General features: G+C 69.6%; 11 protein-coding genes and 1 pseudogene. 8 read left to right on the top strand and 4 right to left on the bottom strand.

What is annotated here, in order from left to right:
* Nucleotides 1-36 precede the first annotated feature (36 nt).
* On the top strand, nucleotides 37-1,593 hold the full coding sequence (locus LY41_RS08515; protein ID WP_253863325.1) for a dolichyl-phosphate-mannose--protein mannosyltransferase: 1,557 nt from the start codon (nucleotides 37-39) through the stop codon (nucleotides 1,591-1,593).
* 63 nt (nucleotides 1,594-1,656) lie between these two features.
* On the opposite strand, the gene LY41_RS08510 is transcribed toward LY41_RS08515, so the two are convergent.
* Nucleotides 1,657-3,354, bottom strand: coding sequence for a serine/threonine-protein kinase (locus LY41_RS08510; RefSeq protein WP_253863324.1), 1,698 nt, complete (start codon nucleotides 3,352-3,354; stop codon nucleotides 1,657-1,659).
* 204 nt (nucleotides 3,355-3,558) lie between these two features.
* Here LY41_RS08510 and LY41_RS08505 point away from each other — a divergent pair, with 204 nt between their 5' ends.
* Entirely contained in the window at nucleotides 3,559-5,454 is a 1,896-nt protein-coding gene (locus tag LY41_RS08505) for a propionyl-CoA synthetase (protein ID WP_253863323.1), read from the top strand.
* Between the two features lie 69 nt (nucleotides 5,455-5,523).
* Here the strand turns inward: LY41_RS08505 and LY41_RS24035 are convergent.
* Together LY41_RS24035 and LY41_RS08490 are read right to left on the bottom strand one after the other, a co-directional pair.
* A pseudogene (locus LY41_RS24035) lies at nucleotides 5,524-5,682 on the bottom strand (transposase); the annotation flags it as partial.
* Nucleotides 5,683-6,081: 399 nt separating this feature from the next.
* A complete protein-coding gene (locus LY41_RS08490) occupies nucleotides 6,082-6,768 on the bottom strand; it encodes a polysaccharide deacetylase family protein (protein WP_253863322.1) in 687 nt (228 codons plus the stop codon).
* Between the two features lie 113 nt (nucleotides 6,769-6,881).
* Here LY41_RS08490 and LY41_RS08485 point away from each other — a divergent pair, with 113 nt between their 5' ends.
* Genes LY41_RS08485 through LY41_RS08475 form a run of 3 tightly spaced genes read left to right on the top strand, consistent with a single transcriptional unit; the run spans nucleotide 6,882 to nucleotide 9,480 of the window.
* Entirely contained in the window at nucleotides 6,882-7,559 is a 678-nt protein-coding gene (locus LY41_RS08485; RefSeq protein WP_253863321.1) for a response regulator, read from the top strand.
* Nucleotides 7,556-8,989, top strand: a complete 1,434-nt coding sequence (locus LY41_RS08480; RefSeq protein ID WP_253863320.1) for an ATP-binding protein — start codon at nucleotides 7,556-7,558, stop codon at nucleotides 8,987-8,989. Before LY41_RS08485 ends, LY41_RS08480 begins: the two co-directional genes overlap by 4 nt.
* A complete protein-coding gene (locus LY41_RS08475; RefSeq protein WP_253863319.1) occupies nucleotides 8,986-9,480 on the top strand; it encodes a hypothetical protein in 495 nt (164 codons plus the stop codon). The genes LY41_RS08480 and LY41_RS08475 overlap by 4 nt, the downstream gene beginning before the upstream one ends.
* Nucleotides 9,481-9,661: 181 nt before the next feature.
* Here LY41_RS08475 and LY41_RS08470 read toward each other — a convergent pair whose 3' ends face one another.
* Nucleotides 9,662-9,913, bottom strand: coding sequence for a hypothetical protein (locus LY41_RS08470; RefSeq protein ID WP_253863318.1), 252 nt, complete (start codon nucleotides 9,911-9,913; stop codon nucleotides 9,662-9,664).
* Between the two features lie 77 nt (nucleotides 9,914-9,990).
* Between LY41_RS08470 and LY41_RS08465 the strand changes: the two genes are divergently transcribed.
* Genes LY41_RS08465 through LY41_RS08455 form a run of 3 tightly spaced genes read left to right on the top strand, consistent with a single transcriptional unit; the run spans nucleotide 9,991 to nucleotide 14,776 of the window.
* A complete protein-coding gene (locus LY41_RS08465) occupies nucleotides 9,991-11,037 on the top strand; it encodes a tryptophan--tRNA ligase (RefSeq protein ID WP_253863317.1) in 1,047 nt (348 codons plus the stop codon).
* Nucleotides 11,037-12,911 (top strand): serine/threonine-protein kinase, encoded by a 1,875-nt coding sequence (locus LY41_RS08460; RefSeq protein ID WP_253863316.1) that lies wholly within the window; start codon nucleotides 11,037-11,039, stop codon nucleotides 12,909-12,911. The genes LY41_RS08465 and LY41_RS08460 overlap by 1 nt, the downstream gene beginning before the upstream one ends.
* Nucleotides 12,908-14,776, top strand: a complete 1,869-nt coding sequence (locus tag LY41_RS08455) for a serine/threonine-protein kinase (RefSeq protein ID WP_253863315.1) — start codon at nucleotides 12,908-12,910, stop codon at nucleotides 14,774-14,776. Before LY41_RS08460 ends, LY41_RS08455 begins: the two co-directional genes overlap by 4 nt.
* Nucleotides 14,777-14,797: the final 21 nt, after the last annotated feature.

The following is a 14,797-nucleotide window of genomic DNA, read 5'->3' as shown; positions in this document are numbered from 1 at the left end:
ACGGCTTTCACATCGCCGCCCGTAAGATCGGCCTCCGTGACCGCCGTACTGCCGCGACCGCGCCGCGCCGGAACCGGTCCGGCCGGGCAGCCGCCGTCGGACCGCGAGGCCGCGCTGCTCGGCACGCCGATGCCGGCCGACCGCATGCGCGCGCTGTGGGTCACGCTCGTCATCACGACCGTCGGCGGCGTCGTGCGGCTGTGGAACCTCGGCCACCCGACCGACGGTGGTTCGCCGGTCTTCGACGAGAAGCACTACGTCCCGCAGGCGTGGCAGATGCTGCGCAACGGCGGCTACGAGGACAACTACGGCTACGAACTGGTCGTCCATCCCCCGCTGGCGAAGCAGCTGATGGCGATCGGCGAGTGGCTGCTCGGCTACAACGGCTGGGGCTGGCGGCTCACGGCGGCCGTCGCGGGCACGCTGATCATCCTGCTGGTCGTCCGCATCGCCCGGCGGCTGACGCGGTCGACCCTGCTCGGGGCGATCGCGGGCATCCTCGTCATCTGCGACGGTGTGCTGCACCTGCAGTCGCGCATGGGGATGCTCGACATCTTCCAGGCGCTGTTCGTCGTCGCGGCCTTCGGCTGCGTCCTGCTCGACCGCGACCAGGTACGGCAGCGTCTCGCGACGGCCGTGCGCGAAGGCTGGGCCCACGACACCCCGTTCGGCCCGCGACTCGGGTTCCGCTGGTGGCGGTTCGGTACCGGCGTGCTGCTCGGACTGGCGACGGGCATCAAGTGGTCCGGCATGTACTGGGTGATCGCGTTCGGTCTGCTGACGATCGCGTTCGACGTCGCCGCCCGCCGCACCGCGGGCATCACCCGGCCGTGGACGGGCGTGCTGCGCCGCGACCTCGCGCCCGCGCTGTGGAGCATCGGCGTGATCTCGGTGCTGATGTACCTGTCCACGTGGTGGGCGTGGTTCGCCAGCGAGACCGCCACGGACCGGCACTACGCCGAGATCAGCGGCGACGATTCGCTGGCCTTCCTGCCGGGCGCCCTGCGCAACCTCGTGCTGTACACGCTGAACGTCCTCGACTTCCACAGCAGTCTCGCCACCCCGGACGGCGATCCGCACCCGTGGGAGTCGAAGCCGTGGACCTGGCCGATGGGCCTGCGGCCCATGCTGTATCACCACGAGTCCGGTAGCCAGATCAACGGCTGCGGACAGGACGACTGTGTTCAGGCCACGATGCTCATCGGCACGCCCGCGATGTGGTGGCTCGCACTGCCGGTGCTGGGCTGGGGCCTGTGGCGGATGATCTTCCGTGCCGACTGGCGCTACGCCGCCGTGCTGGTCGGATACGGCGCGGGGCTGCTGCCGTGGTTCATGAACCTCGACCGGCAGATGTACTACTTCTACGCCACGCCGCTGGCGCCGTTCCTGATCCTCGGCATCACGCTCGTACTCGGCCATCTGCTCGGCCGCGCGAAGGCCGGATTCGAACGCCGCGGCACCGGACTGCTCGTGGTGTCGCTGTACACCGGCTTGGTCGTGGCGAACTTCGTGTGGCTGTGGCCGATCCTCGTCGGCGAACCGATCACTCCGGAACGGTGGAACGCGGAGCTGTGGCTCCCGTCGTGGCGGTGACCGCGGCCGGCTCTACGCCATCCCGGGGAGCGGCCGCCATCCCGGGGAGCGGCCGCGGCCGGGTCACCGGGATCGCGGCACGATCTGCGTCACCGGGCCGTCGGCGGACGCGCCGATCCGCGACAGCCAGCCGCCGATCTCCCGCTCCACGGCGGCGAGCGTGGGCCGGTTTCGCGGCTGCGGGTCCAGCGACGCACGCAGCAGCCGGGCGTGCACGCTCTGCCGGGGCAGCCGGCTCGCCGGTTCGGCGCGGGCGGCAGCCATCAGGGCCGCCATCGGCGTTTCGCGAGTGCCACGCGGCGGGTGTCCGCACAGGGCGAAGCTGACGGTCGCGGCGAGCTGCCACGCGTCCGACGCCGGGGTGGCATCCGTGCCCTCGGCGATCTCCGGTGCGGTGTAGTCCGGGGTACCGATCATCATGCCTGTGGCCGTCAGTTTGGCGTCGCCGGCGCTGCGGGCGATCCCGAAGTCGATCAGGTGCGGCATGCCCTGATCGTCGAGAATGACGTTGGACGGCTTCATGTCGCGGTGCAGCACGCCCTTCTCGTGGGCCGCCGACAGTGCACCCGCGAGCGTGGACCACAGTCTGCCCGCCGACATGTCGTCGAGCCCGCCACCGTTGTCGACGGTGTCGGCCAGCGACCGGCCCTCGAGATACTCCATGACCAGCGCCATGCCGTCGTGTTCCTCGACGAGGTCGTACACGCGCACGCAGTTCGGGTGCGACAGCATCGCGAGCGCACGGGCCTCGCGGCGCATGCGCTCCTCGGTCTCCTGGTCGGTGACGTGCGCGATCTTCAACGCGACCGTGCGGCCGAGCTGCGTGTCGCGCGCCTGCCAGACCGTGCCGAAACCGCCGTGGCCGAGCTTGCGGATGCGCTCGAACCGGCCGTCCGAGTTCGTCGACGCGGCGGGCGGGACGGCCGCTGCGGCGACCGGGGGCGGCGCAGGCGCGACCGCGGTGGGCGCGTACTGGCGCTGCGGCGGCTGCGGTTCGGGTTCGGGCGGCCGCTGCTGCGGCTGCGGTTGCGGTTGCGGCGGTGGCTGCCGGCGCGGTTCCGGCGGCGCGTCGGACTTCTGAATGGTCGACCAGCTGGGCGGGCCGACGATCGCCACCGGGATGACCCCGAGGATCACGGCAGGCAGGAAACCCAGCCACAGATGGATGGCGGTGTTGGCCTCGACGCCGGCCGACAGCAGGACGAACGCGACGTAGGAACCCCAGACGAACCGGCCCGGCCACTTCGGCCCGCGGCGCAGTGCCACGCGGCCCAGCAGCATGATCGCCAGCAGCGTGAGGATCGGCAGGCCCACGAGGCCGCCCAGGTAGTAGCCGTAGGCCAGCGCACTCTCCGACGGATAGAACAGGGTCTCGTAGACGTTCTGCCCGCCGCCGAGGTACTCGGTCTGCGGTCCGACGAAGCAGTACTCCTGCGCCATGTTGGCGACCTCGGTCTGCGTCAGACCGCCGGTACCGCCCGCGAAGACGTCACGGTAGATACCGGAAACACCCGTCGCGAGCAGCCACGGCATCACCAGGACCGAGACCACGGCAATCGCACCGATCGCGATCAGCGGCGCGCCGCCGTAGCGGTTGCCCGTGAACTTGCGGACGATCGCGATGACCAGCGCTCCGGCCACCGGCCACAGACCCATGAACAGGCCGGCCATGCTCGTGGCCCACACCCAGTCGCCGGGGCAGAACCCGGGCTGAAAGATCCGGTACGCCAGCGACAACAACGAGCCAGCGATCGATTCCACCTCTCGCTCCTTCGTGCGTGTCGCTGATGACGTCCTCGGCCCGAGGCCATGCCGGTGCACACAGCGTGCCGGTGCACACAGTATGTCGGCCGCCGTGGGTGCCGACACAGCCGCCTCGCCCGCGCCGGCTCTGGTGCAGCGCATGTGCAACGTCCTACGGTCGACAGTCGGAGACTCAACGCAGAGCACCCGAGGAGAGCCGCGATGGGCGCGTACGCCGACACCTACGAGCGCAGTATCAACGAGCCGGAAGGGTTCTGGCTCGAAGCCGCCCGCGGCGTGAGCTGGACGAAGGCGCCCACGAAGGCCCTGGACGACTCCCGGGCACCGCTGTACCGGTGGTTCCCGGACGGCGAGCTCAACACCGCCTACAACGCACTCGACCGCCACGTCGAGTCCGACCGCGGCAACCAGGCCGCGCTGATCTGGGACTCCCCGGTCACCTCGTCACAGCGCACCTACACCTACACCGAACTGCGCGACGAGGTGGCGCGGTTCGCGGGCGGCCTCCGCTCACTCGGCGTCGGCACGGGCGACCGGGTGATCATCTACATGCCGATGGTCCCCGAGGCGGTCGTCGCGATGCTGGCCTGCGCCCGGCTCGGCGCGGTGCACTCGGTGGTGTTCGGCGGGTTCGCGGCCAAGGAGCTGGCCGCCCGGGTCGAGGACGCGAAGCCGAAGGCCGTCGTCGCAGCCTCCTGCGGCATCGAACCGGGCCGCGTCGTCGAGTACAAGCCGATCGTCGAGGATGCGCTGGCAACCACGGCACACCAGCCGGATCACGTCCTCGTCCTGCAGCGCGAGGCCGCCCCCTGCACGCTGACCGACCGCGACGTCGACTGGACGGACCTGATGTCCGGTGCGGTTCCCGCCGACCCGGTACCGGTGGCGGCGACCGATCCGCTGTACGTGCTCTACACGTCCGGTACGACGGGCAAGCCGAAAGGCGTGGTGCGGGACAACGGCGGGCACGCGGTGGCGCTGGCGTGGTCGATGGGTGCGGTCTACGACATCCACCCCGGTGACGTCTGGTGGACCGCTTCCGACGTCGGCTGGGTCGTCGGCCACTCCTACATCGTCTACGCGCCGCTGCTCGTCGGCGCCACGACGGTGCTGTACGAGGGCAAGCCGGTCGGCACACCGGACGCGGGCGCGTTCTGGCGGGTCATCTCCGAACACGGCGTGAAGGCCCTGTTCACGGCACCGACGGCGCTGCGGGCGGTCAAACGGGTCGATCCGGACGCGGCCGAGCTCGCAAAGTACGACCTGCGGGAGTTCACGACGCTGTTCCTGGCGGGTGAGCGCCTCGACCCGGAGACATACCACTGGGCGCACGAGCACCTCGGCGTGCCGGTGGTCGACCACTGGTGGCAGACCGAGACGGGCTGGCCGATCGCGGCCAACCTGCGCGGGCTCGAGCCGATGCCGGTGAAGCCTGGCTCGGCGACGATGCCGGTACCGGGCTGGAACGTGCAGATCCTCGATCAGGACGGCCGGCGGCTCCCCGCCGGACAGGAGGGTGCGATCGCGATCGAGCTGCCGCTGCCGCCGGGTACGTTGCCGACGCTGTGGGGCGACGACGAACGCTTCGACGACGAGCGATTCACGGAGGCGTACCTGTCGCGCTACGACGGCTACTACCTCACCGGCGACTCCGGCTACCTCGACGCCGACGGCTACCTGTTCGTCATGGGCCGCACCGACGACGTCATCAACGTCGCGGGTCACCGGTTGTCGACCGGCTCGATGGAGGCCGTACTGGCCGCGCACCCCGCGGTCGCCGAATGCGCCGTGATCGGCGTGGCCGACCGGCTCAAGGGCCAGCTGCCGCGCGGGTTCGTCGTGCTCAAGGCCAGCGTGGAGATCACCGAGGACCGGTTGCGGGACGACCTCGTCGAGGCGGTGCGTTCGGAGATCGGCCCCGTGGCCGCGTTCCGCGAGGTGTCGATCGTGCCCGCGCTGCCGAAGACCCGTTCGGGCAAGATCCTGCGCAAGACCATGCGCGGCATCGCCGACGGCCGCGACGAACCGGTGCCGTCGACGATCGAGGACCCGGAGGTGCTCACGGCGCTGGAGCCGGTCCTGCGCACCGACCGCTGACGCGGCGGCAGCTGACGCGACGGCATCGCGGTCTGCAGGCGGCCCCGGCGACTCGTCGCGCCACACTTCGGTGAGGGCGCGGAACCCGAGTGCGCTGCCGCGGAGGTGTTCGAGTCGGCCGTTGATCGCCTCCGTGGGTCCGTTCGATGTTCCGGGACGGTCGAAGTAGGCCAGCACGTCGGCGGCTCGCTTGTTCAATGTGCGTCCCAGTGTGATCACCTCGGTCAGTGTGGGACGCCAGCCCAGCGGCTCGTGCGCCAACCGCCGAACCACCGTGTCCCGCGGGGCGCCTTCACAACCGCATCGTCGACACCACCGGTCCGGTTCGACAACGGTGCAGGCCAGCACCGCACGGTCGGGTTCGCGTCGCTGACCGGTGACGGCGAGACCGAGACCGTCGAGTCGCGCGAAGGCGGTCAGATCAGGGCGGCCGAAGCCAGCCGGCGGGGTAGCGCCGTGCATGTCGAGGTCTTCCGGATGGGCAGTGTGAGAACTTCCATCCTCGGAGGACCTCGACGTCTACCCCGGGACCGACGCGCCAGCATGGCGCTACACCCTCAACTGCGAAGAGCCTCATTCTTGCCCTCTTGTGATGACCGCGGAAGTCGACGTTCGATTCGGCGGCTTTCAGCACCCCGGAATGGGACGGAACTCGTAGCCCTTGGCGCGCAACTCGGGCAGGGCGGTGCGTAGTGCCTGGATGGTCTTCTCGCGGTTGCCTCCGCCGTCGTGCAGTAGCACCACGGCGCCGGGGTAGGCCGTCTCCACCAGGTGGTCGGCGAGCGCCTCGGCATCCGGGCGCTTCCAGTCCTTCGGGTCGACGTTCCACAGCACCGACCGCAGGTTGTGTTCGGCGAACGCATCCTCGACGGCATCGTTGGTGGCGCCGTACGGCGGGCGTACGCAGTTGCTGTCCGAGCCGACGGCACGCACCTCGTTCACGGAGCGCTGTAGCTGGCTGTCCAGCTCGGCGGGGCTGAGCTCGGTTAGGTTTCGGTGGTTCCACGTGTGCGTCGCCACGACGTGGCCCTCGGCCAGCATGCGCTGAGCGAGCTCGTGATTTCCGGCCAGGTATTTGCCGAGTGTGAAGAACGTCGCCCGGACGTCATTGCCGTTCAGCACGGTCAGGATCTCGTCGGTGGCGTTCGACGGCCCGTCATCGAAGGTCAGGTAGAGCGGTTTGGCATCGCTGTCTGTTTGTGCGTAGGCGTCATGCGTGCTCGGCGTGAACACGGCACACCCGGCGAGCGCAACGGCGCACAGGAGCGGGATCAGTCCGGTAACGACACGGCGCCACGACGTGGTCTTGGTCATGGAACCGAAGGTCCGCTACGACTTTGGCGATCCGGTCGTCGTGATGTCCCGATCGTGTCGCAACCCGCCCCGGCTTCCGACGGAGTGGCGCGTTGGCCACAATAATCGCGGTGATGGCGCAGATCTTGTTGATCGAGGACGATCAGTCCATCCGTACCAGCCTCGCGCTCGCCCTCGGTAGGCACGGGCACGAGATACGCGAGGCGGGCACCGGAGAGGACGGTCTCCGTATGCTGGCCTCGGCGGAACCGGAAGTCGTGGTGCTGGATCTGATGCTGCCCGGAATGGACGGCTTCGAGGTGTGTCGGCGCATCCGCGCGAAGTCCGCAGTACCCATCATCATGCTCACCGCACGCGGCGACGACTTCGACGTGGTCGGCGGCCTCGAGGCCGGTGCGGACGACTACGTGATCAAACCCGTACAGCCGAGGGTGCTCGACGCGCGCATTCGTGCGGTGTTGCGCAGGGGGACGTTCGCCGAGCAGACACAGTCCGACCGCTACCGCGACCTGACCATCGACCGCGCCGCGCTCACCGTCACCAAGGGCGATCAGCAGCTCGCGCTGACTGCGACCGAGCTGCGCGTGCTGCTGGAACTGTCCCGCTCGCCCGGTCAGGTGCTCAGTCGCATGCAGCTGCTCGAACTGGTGTGGGAGTACGGCTACCTCGGCGACTCCCGCCTGGTGGACAACTGTGTGCAGCGGTTGCGCGCGAAGATCGAGGACGAGCCCGCGCGGCCGGTGTTCGTGCAGACGGTGCGCGGGTTCGGCTACCGGTTCGGCCCGGTATGAGGCTGCGTTCGCCGCGTGATGTGCGTGCGCCGCGGGCGCTGCGCGGGCTGCGCCCCAGACTGATCGCCGCATGCGTCGCGGTTGCCGTACTCGCGGCCGCGACGGCGTCCTGGGCGAGTGCGGCCTCGGCCAGCAACTCGTTGCTGCGGTCGACCCAACAGCGGATCGCGGACACCGCTGCGCGGGGGATCACCGACACCGCGCCTGCGCTCGTCTACCCGCCGGACACCGGTGACCTGCGCAAGATCCGGGATGCCCTCGATGGGCCTGTCGTGGTGACATACGAGTCGCTGCGTGTACAGGCCGGCGAGACAGCGGCGATCACCGAGCAACTGCGCACCGCCGTACATGGCGGAGATCACCTTGCGCTGCAGCGGGTGGACTCTGCCACCGGGATGAAGCTGCTCGTCGGCATGCCGGTGCTGATCACCGGTGTGGACGGGCAACAGCGGCCGTCCGGGATCGAGGTGTATCTGGTGCGCGACCTCGGCGAGGTCGTGCGGCAGGTGAACGCCCTCACCCGGAACGCGATCTGGACAAGCGCGCTCGCGCTACCGGTCGCCGTGCTGCTGGCCCTGCTGGCGGCGCGTGGCGTGCTGCGGCCGGTGCGCGAGCTCCGCGGAGCCGCACGCAAACTGGCCGCGGGCGACCTGGACGCCCGGTTACGGCCCAGCGGCGCCGACGAGCTGGCCGAGCTCGCCACCACGTTCAACGACACCGCGGCCTCGTTGCAGTCCTCCATCAGTGAGCTGGCCAGGATGGAAGCCGACTCCCGCCGGTTCGTCGCCGACGTGTCACACGAGCTACGCACGCCACTCACCACTCTGACCTCCGTTGCCGAGATGCTGGAAGAGGATCTGGAGCGGATGCCGTCCGACGCACGGGCCTCCATCGAGCTTGCCATCGCCGAAACCCGGCGGCTGGCGTCGCTCGTCGAGGACCTGATGGAGATCGCGCGGTTCGATGCGGGTGCTGCGCAGCCACACCTGGAACGGGTGGACGTTCCCGGTGTGGTGCGGGAGTGTCTGCGGTCGCGGTCCTGGACCGGGCAGGTGCGGCTGGACTCGCCGGAGGAGCTGGCCGCCGTGCTGGATCGGCGCCGACTGGATGTGATCGTGGCGAACCTTGTCGGCAATGCGCTCCGGCACGGGGATCCACCGGTAGTGGTGCGGCTGAGCGCGGACGAACAGGAGCTGCACCTCGAGGTGATCGACAACGGCCCGGGGCTGCCGGAGGGGATCGCGGCGCAGCTGTTCGACCGCTTCTACAAGGCGGACTCCTCGCGCGGCCGATCCGCGGGGAGCGGTCTCGGGATGGCGATCACCGCGGAGAACGTGTGGCTGCACGGCGGCACCATCGAGGCCGGTAATACCGACAGTGCGGGAGCCCGGTTCGCGGTCACACTGCCACGCTGGTCGGAGGAAACATGAGACGAGCTGCCTCGGCGCTGTGCGTGCTGCTGGTTGTGCTGCTCGCCGGATGCACGGTGCGTCCGAGCGAGGTGTTCGACGGGGGAGACGCGGCGACGGGCGTCGCGAAGGGCACCCCCGTGTACCTGCTGGACTCCGAAGGGGACCTGGTGCTACGGCGACCGACAAGCGGCCTCGGCACCATCGGCCAGGCCCTGCGGCTGCTGTTCACCGGAACGGATCCCGATGCGGGAGCCCTACACTCACGCGTGCATCTGGGCTCCGTGCCTACTGCGCTGGACATTCCGGTGGCCATTTCGGGCGACACGATCACGGTTCGGCTACCGATACCGCGCCGGAGGGTTTACGGGGCCAAAGGTATCGATCAGATCGTATGCACCGTGCTCGCCGTACACATCCAGCGCGGTGGGTCCCCTTCCAGCAAGGTAGTGCTGACGTTCACTGCGGGCAGGCCAACCGAATCGCGCACCTGTCCAGTACTGGGGCGGTAGTACCCCGCGAACACCCGGTTGCGACAAACCCGCGACATGACGCGGACGGCATCCTGACACGGGCACAGCACAGGGGATGCCATGACGAAGGCCCAGCCGAATACGGCTGCCCGCAGGTCCGTGCGGCGCTCGAGCGCGGCGTCGAAGGCATGAGCGCGGCGTACACGATGATCCAGGAGGGTCACGAGCTCGACGAGATCATCGAATCCGGCGGGCCCGCCGTGCCGACGTCGAGCGCCGGTGACTCCGACTCCACCGGCGAATCCGGCGGGGCGGAGGAGCCCGACCTCTTCCGGAACGGCCGCGACGCCACGGGCGGGGCCCGGGCGGACGACGGGCCGGCATCCGGGAACAGGAACCGGCCCGGCAGCGCTCGCAACTGCGGCCCGTGCTCGGCGGCCCCCTCTCCGTCGACCGCGACACGCCCTGTCACACCCGAAGGTCACTCGCCGCGGCCCGAGTTGCCGCCTTCCGACGATCGCATGAGCACCGGCCAGTACGATGACCCCCATGTCACAGGGCGTAACCAGCGGAGCGAACGTCTCCTTGACCGGCATCAAGCCGACCGGTGAGCCGCACCTCGGCAATCTCGTCGGCGCGATCCGGCCCGCGCTGACACTCACGGAGAAGTACGACTCGGTCTACTTCATCGCGGACTACCACGCGCTCACCAGCGTGCGCGACCCGCAGGAGCTGCGGCAGTACACGCGCTCGGTCGCCGCGACGTGGCTCGCCGCGGGACTGGACCCGAAGCGCACGACGTTCTACGTGCAGTCGGACGTGCCGGAGATCTTCGAGCTCAACTGGGTGCTCTCGTGCCTGACGGCCAAGGGCCTGATGAACCGCGCCCACGCCTACAAAGCGGCGCGCGACAAGAATGTCGAGGCGGACGAGGATCCGGACGCAGGCGTCAACATGGGCCTGTACAACTATCCGATCCTCATGGCCGTCGACATCCTCATCATGGAGTCGGACGTCGTGCCGGTCGGCAGGGACCAGGTCCAGCACGTGGAGTACGCCGCCGACATCGCGGGCAGCTTCAACCACGTGTACGGCAAGGGATACACGTTCAAGGTGCCCGAGGCACTCATCCCGCCGGAGGGCAGCGGGCAGACGCTGCCGGGGCTCGACGGCCGCAAGATGAGCAAGTCCTACGACAACACCATCCCGCTCTTCCTGCCCGAGAAGAAGCTGCTCAAGCTCGTCAAGCGCATCCCGACCGACAGCACGCCGGTCGAAGAGCCGAAGAACCCTGACACCTCGGCTCCGTTCCAGATCCTCGAACAGTTCGCGTCGGCCGAGCACGCCGACGTCGTGGCCGACACGCGCAAGCGGCTCCAAGAAGGCGGCATGGGCTGGGGTGAGCTCAAGAACGTCCTGTTCGAGGTGCTCAACACCGAACTCGCCCCGCTGCGGGAGCGCTACGACGCGCTGATGGAACCCGGCAGCGAGCTCGACACGGTGCTCGCCGAGGGTGCGCAGAAGGCGCGGGACCGTGCGAGCCGCGTGCTGACACAGGTGCGCGAGGCGATCGGGCTGACGGGCGTGGCCCGCTGATGAAGGTCCTGGGGGACGGCGAGCGGGAGTACGCGGGCCGGTATCGCCTGCTGGCGATGCTCGGCGAAGGCGGTATGGGCCGGGTGTATCTGGCCATGGCGCCGGACGGACGGCCCGCGGCGCTCAAGCGCATCCACCCGGCGTTCTCGCACGACCACGAGTTCCGCGAGCGATTCCGCCGCGAGGTCGAGACGTCGAGGCAGGTCTCCGGCGCCTTCACCGCGGCCGTCATGGACGCCGACACCGAGGCCGGGCAGCAGTGGCTTGCGTCGGTCTACGTGGCGGGGCCGTCGCTGCAGGACGCGATCGACACCGCGGGCCCGCTCCCGCCGACCGCGGTGCGGCATCTCGCCGCGGGGCTGGTGTCGGCGCTGGCCGACATCCACCGCGCCGGCCTCGTCCACCGTGACCTCAAGCCGAGCAACGTGCTGTTGGCCTCGGAAGGACCGCGGGTGATCGACTTCGGCATCGCCCGCGCCGTCGAAGGCAGCTCCGAACTCACCAGTACCGGTTCGGTCGTCGGTTCGGCGGGCTTCACCTCGCCGGAACAGGCCGAGGGCCGCAGCCTCACGACCGCGAGCGACATCTTCTCGCTCGGCACGCTGCTGGTCATGGCGGCCACGGGCAAGAGTCCGTACGCGGGCAACACGACCCCGCAGACCCTCTACAACGTCGTCCACGGCGAGCCGGACCTGAGTAAGGTCCCGCCGGAACTCATGTCGATCATCGGCCCGTGCCTGGCGCGTGACCCGGCCCAGCGGCCGACACCCGACCAGCTGCGCGGGCTGATCGGCGGCCTGCCGCCCACGAACAACCCGTGGCCCGAACGGATCCAGCAGGAGATCCAGGGCTGCGAGGACGACGTCGACGCCGTCCTCGCCGGATCGGACCTGCGGAAATCGCGCAGCGGCCTGGTGGTCGCCCTCACTGCGCTGATCATGATCGCGGCGCTCGGTGCGACCGCACTCATCGGTGTCACGAAGCCCGAGGCCGGCACCGCCACGACGGTGGCGGCCCAAACCCAGGATCCGATCCCGACGACCGAGGCACCCAGCGGCCCACTGGCGCCCGCGTCCCTGCGCAAGCTCGACCCGTGCAAGCTCGTCTCGAGCCTGGAGCGCTACGACAGGCGCGACTACGACCAGTGCCGGTTCGAGGTGAACGACAACGTGGCGGCCACCCTGGAACTCGGGTCGCGAGTCTCCACTTCCGGCAGGACGGAGGGCCAGACGGCAGGCCTGACCACGCTCGTCAGGGGCCCGGAGGAGGGCAGATGCACCGTGACAGTCGTGCTCCCGCGGGCTCCGACGAACGGCATCGAAGTCAACCTCCGCCGGATCGGCGACGACGATCCCGGTGAGGACTACACGCCGTGCAAGACGGCGCGGCAGTACCTCGAAGAAGCGGTGAAGGCCGCCCGCAAGGGCGAGGCCACCTGGGACGAGCATTACCGCACCCTCGCCGAGGTCGACACGTGCCTGCTCATCAGCAGGCAGCAGGCGCAGGGCGTGTTCGGACAGACGCCCTCGGTCGAATCGGACTACCTCCGTGAGTGCACCTACAGCGGTGGGGGCGAGGCGGAAGTCTCCATCGAGATCAGCGGCAACCCGGCGGAATCATCCTCGGACAGCATCGAAAAGGTCGAGGTCGGCGGCAAGGACGTCTACCAGCGGGCGAGTTCGACCGGCTCCACGTACTGCGGCGTCGAATGGGCCGAGGCTCCCGTCACCGGTGAGAACGCGGACTACTACGCGCAGATCGTCGAGGTGTCCTACCGGGCGGGCTACAACGACGAGAGCACCACCGTCGAGCTCGCGTGTGAGCATGCCCGCAAGCTCACCGAAGCCGTCCTGGAAGGCCTGCCGACGTCATGAAGCCACTCGCGCCGGACCAGTCCCACCCCATCGGCCACTACCGCCCGCTGGTGCTGCTCGGTGAGGGCGCCATGGGCCAGGTGTTCCTGTGCCTGAGCCAGGACGGCCGGGTCGCCGCCGTCAAGCGCATCCACCCCGGCTTCTCGAAGGACGACGGCTTCCGGGTGCGGTTCCGGCAGGAGGTCGAGGCCTCGCGCCGGGTGTCCGGTGCCTACACCGCCGCCGTCATGGACGCCGATCCCGAGGCCGAGGCCCCGTGGCTGGCGTCGGTGTACGTGGCGGGACCGTCGCTGCGGGACGCGATCGACGAGTCCGGGCCGCTGCCGGTGCAGTCGATGCGCAGGCTGATCGCGGGGTTGGCCACCGCGTTGTCGGACGTGCACCGCGCCGGACTGATCCACCGCGACCTCAAGCCGGGCAACGTCCTGCTCACCTCCGACGGCCCGCGCGTAATCGACTTCGGCATCGCCCGCGCCGCCGAGGGCGCAGAGTTCACCAGCACCGGCACGGTCGTCGGATCGCCCGCGTACATGTCGCCCGAACAGGCCGAGGGCAAGGACCTCACCCCCGCGAGCGACGTGTTCTCGCTGGGCACGCTGCTGGTCATGGCCGCGACCGGCCAGGGCCCTTTCACCGGGACGACCGCCGCGCAGACCCTGTACAACGTGGTGCACGAGCCGCCACAGCTCGACGGGGTGCCACCGGAGATCGTGCCGGTGATCGAGGCCTGCCTGGCCCACGATCCGGAGGCCCGGCCGACGCCGGCGCAGCTGCTCGACCTGGTCGGGCCGATCGATCACGACGGTCCCGTCTGGCCGGCCCCCGTCCAGCAGCTGATCAACACGCAGGAGGCGGAGGTCCGGCACGTGCTGGCTCTGCCGCCGCCCGAGCCGCCCCCTCCGCCGCGCAAGCCACGCTGGCCGAAGGTGACGGCCGTGATCGCAGCGGGAGCGGCCGTGGTGGCCCTCGCGGTCACGCAGGGACTGGCGCCAGTCGAGGGCACGGTGATCGAGCCGGAGACCCGCGCACCGGTCGCGCAGGCGCTGAGCATCGACCGGCTGCGCGACATCGACCCGTGCGCTCTGCTCGAGGACGAGACCCTCGGCGAGACGACGCTGCAGCCGTCCGGCTACTCGACGTACCTGCACCGGTGCCGCTTCGGTCAGGGCGGGTTCAGTTCCGACTCGATCGACCTCGAACTCGGGGTATCGATCGACCGCTCGCGGATGAACACCACCGGCGAGCAGGTCGCGGGCCAGGCCGTGCTGGAGGAGAGCACCAGCTCCGGCTGCAACCGGTCGGTCGCCTCGCCGTCGTCGCCGCAGCAGGCGATCACGGTCGACGTGTCCGGCGAATCCGCGCTGTGCGACCAGCTGACTCCGGCGCTGGACCTGGTGGTCGACAAGCTGCGCACGGAACCGCCGGTGCAGAACCTCCCCGACAACAGCCTGGCGCGGACGAACCTCTGCTCGCTGGTCGACGACGACGCCGTGAGGTCGAAACTGGGCGTCATCCAGTCGAAGACCGCCGGCGACCTGAGCAGGTGCCGGATCGACGCCCTCAACGGCAACGGCAGCGTGCGCGCCAAACTCACCTACGAGTCCTCGTTCGGCCCGAACAGCAGCTACCGCGACGTCGAGCCCGTCCAGCTCGACGGGGTGACCGGATACGCCAACAGCCGCAGCTCGACCTGCTCGCTCGAATGGAAACACCGCGACTTCGGCGAGGCCGAGTCCGGCCGGACCCGCAACACGATAGAAACGGTCAGCGTGACCTACTCACCGCGCAACGACAAGGCCAAGCCGTGTGAGCACGCGAAAGCCGTCGCCAATTCCGTGCTGAAGAACCTTCCACCCGCAGGCTGACTCGCTTCCCTCACGCCGCGG

Source organism: Prauserella halophila (genome assembly GCF_024171895.1).
In the GTDB taxonomy this organism is placed as follows: Bacteria; Actinomycetota; Actinomycetes; order Mycobacteriales; family Pseudonocardiaceae; genus Prauserella; species Prauserella halophila.
Note: the sequence above shows the minus strand (reverse complement) of the source record. Positions and strands in the feature narration are given on the sequence as shown.

What these genes read in the sequence shown, in the direction of transcription:
- LY41_RS08480 (WP_253863320.1), top strand. Translation starts at nt 7,556, where the DNA reads ATGAGGCTGCGTTCGCCGCGTGATGTGCGTGCGCCGCGGGCGCTGCGC.
- LY41_RS08455 (WP_253863315.1), top strand. Translation starts at nt 12,908, where the DNA reads ATGAAGCCACTCGCGCCGGACCAGTCCCACCCCATCGGCCACTACCGC.
- LY41_RS08490 (WP_253863322.1), bottom strand. Translation starts at nt 6,768, where the DNA reads ATGACCAAGACCACGTCGTGGCGCCGTGTCGTTACCGGACTGATCCCG.
- LY41_RS08505 (WP_253863323.1), top strand. Translation starts at nt 3,559, where the DNA reads ATGGGCGCGTACGCCGACACCTACGAGCGCAGTATCAACGAGCCGGAA.
- LY41_RS08485 (WP_253863321.1), top strand. Translation starts at nt 6,882, where the DNA reads ATGGCGCAGATCTTGTTGATCGAGGACGATCAGTCCATCCGTACCAGC.
- LY41_RS08460 (WP_253863316.1), top strand. Translation starts at nt 11,037, where the DNA reads ATGAAGGTCCTGGGGGACGGCGAGCGGGAGTACGCGGGCCGGTATCGC.
- LY41_RS08465 (WP_253863317.1), top strand. Translation starts at nt 9,991, where the DNA reads ATGTCACAGGGCGTAACCAGCGGAGCGAACGTCTCCTTGACCGGCATC.
- LY41_RS08475 (WP_253863319.1), top strand. Translation starts at nt 8,986, where the DNA reads ATGAGACGAGCTGCCTCGGCGCTGTGCGTGCTGCTGGTTGTGCTGCTC.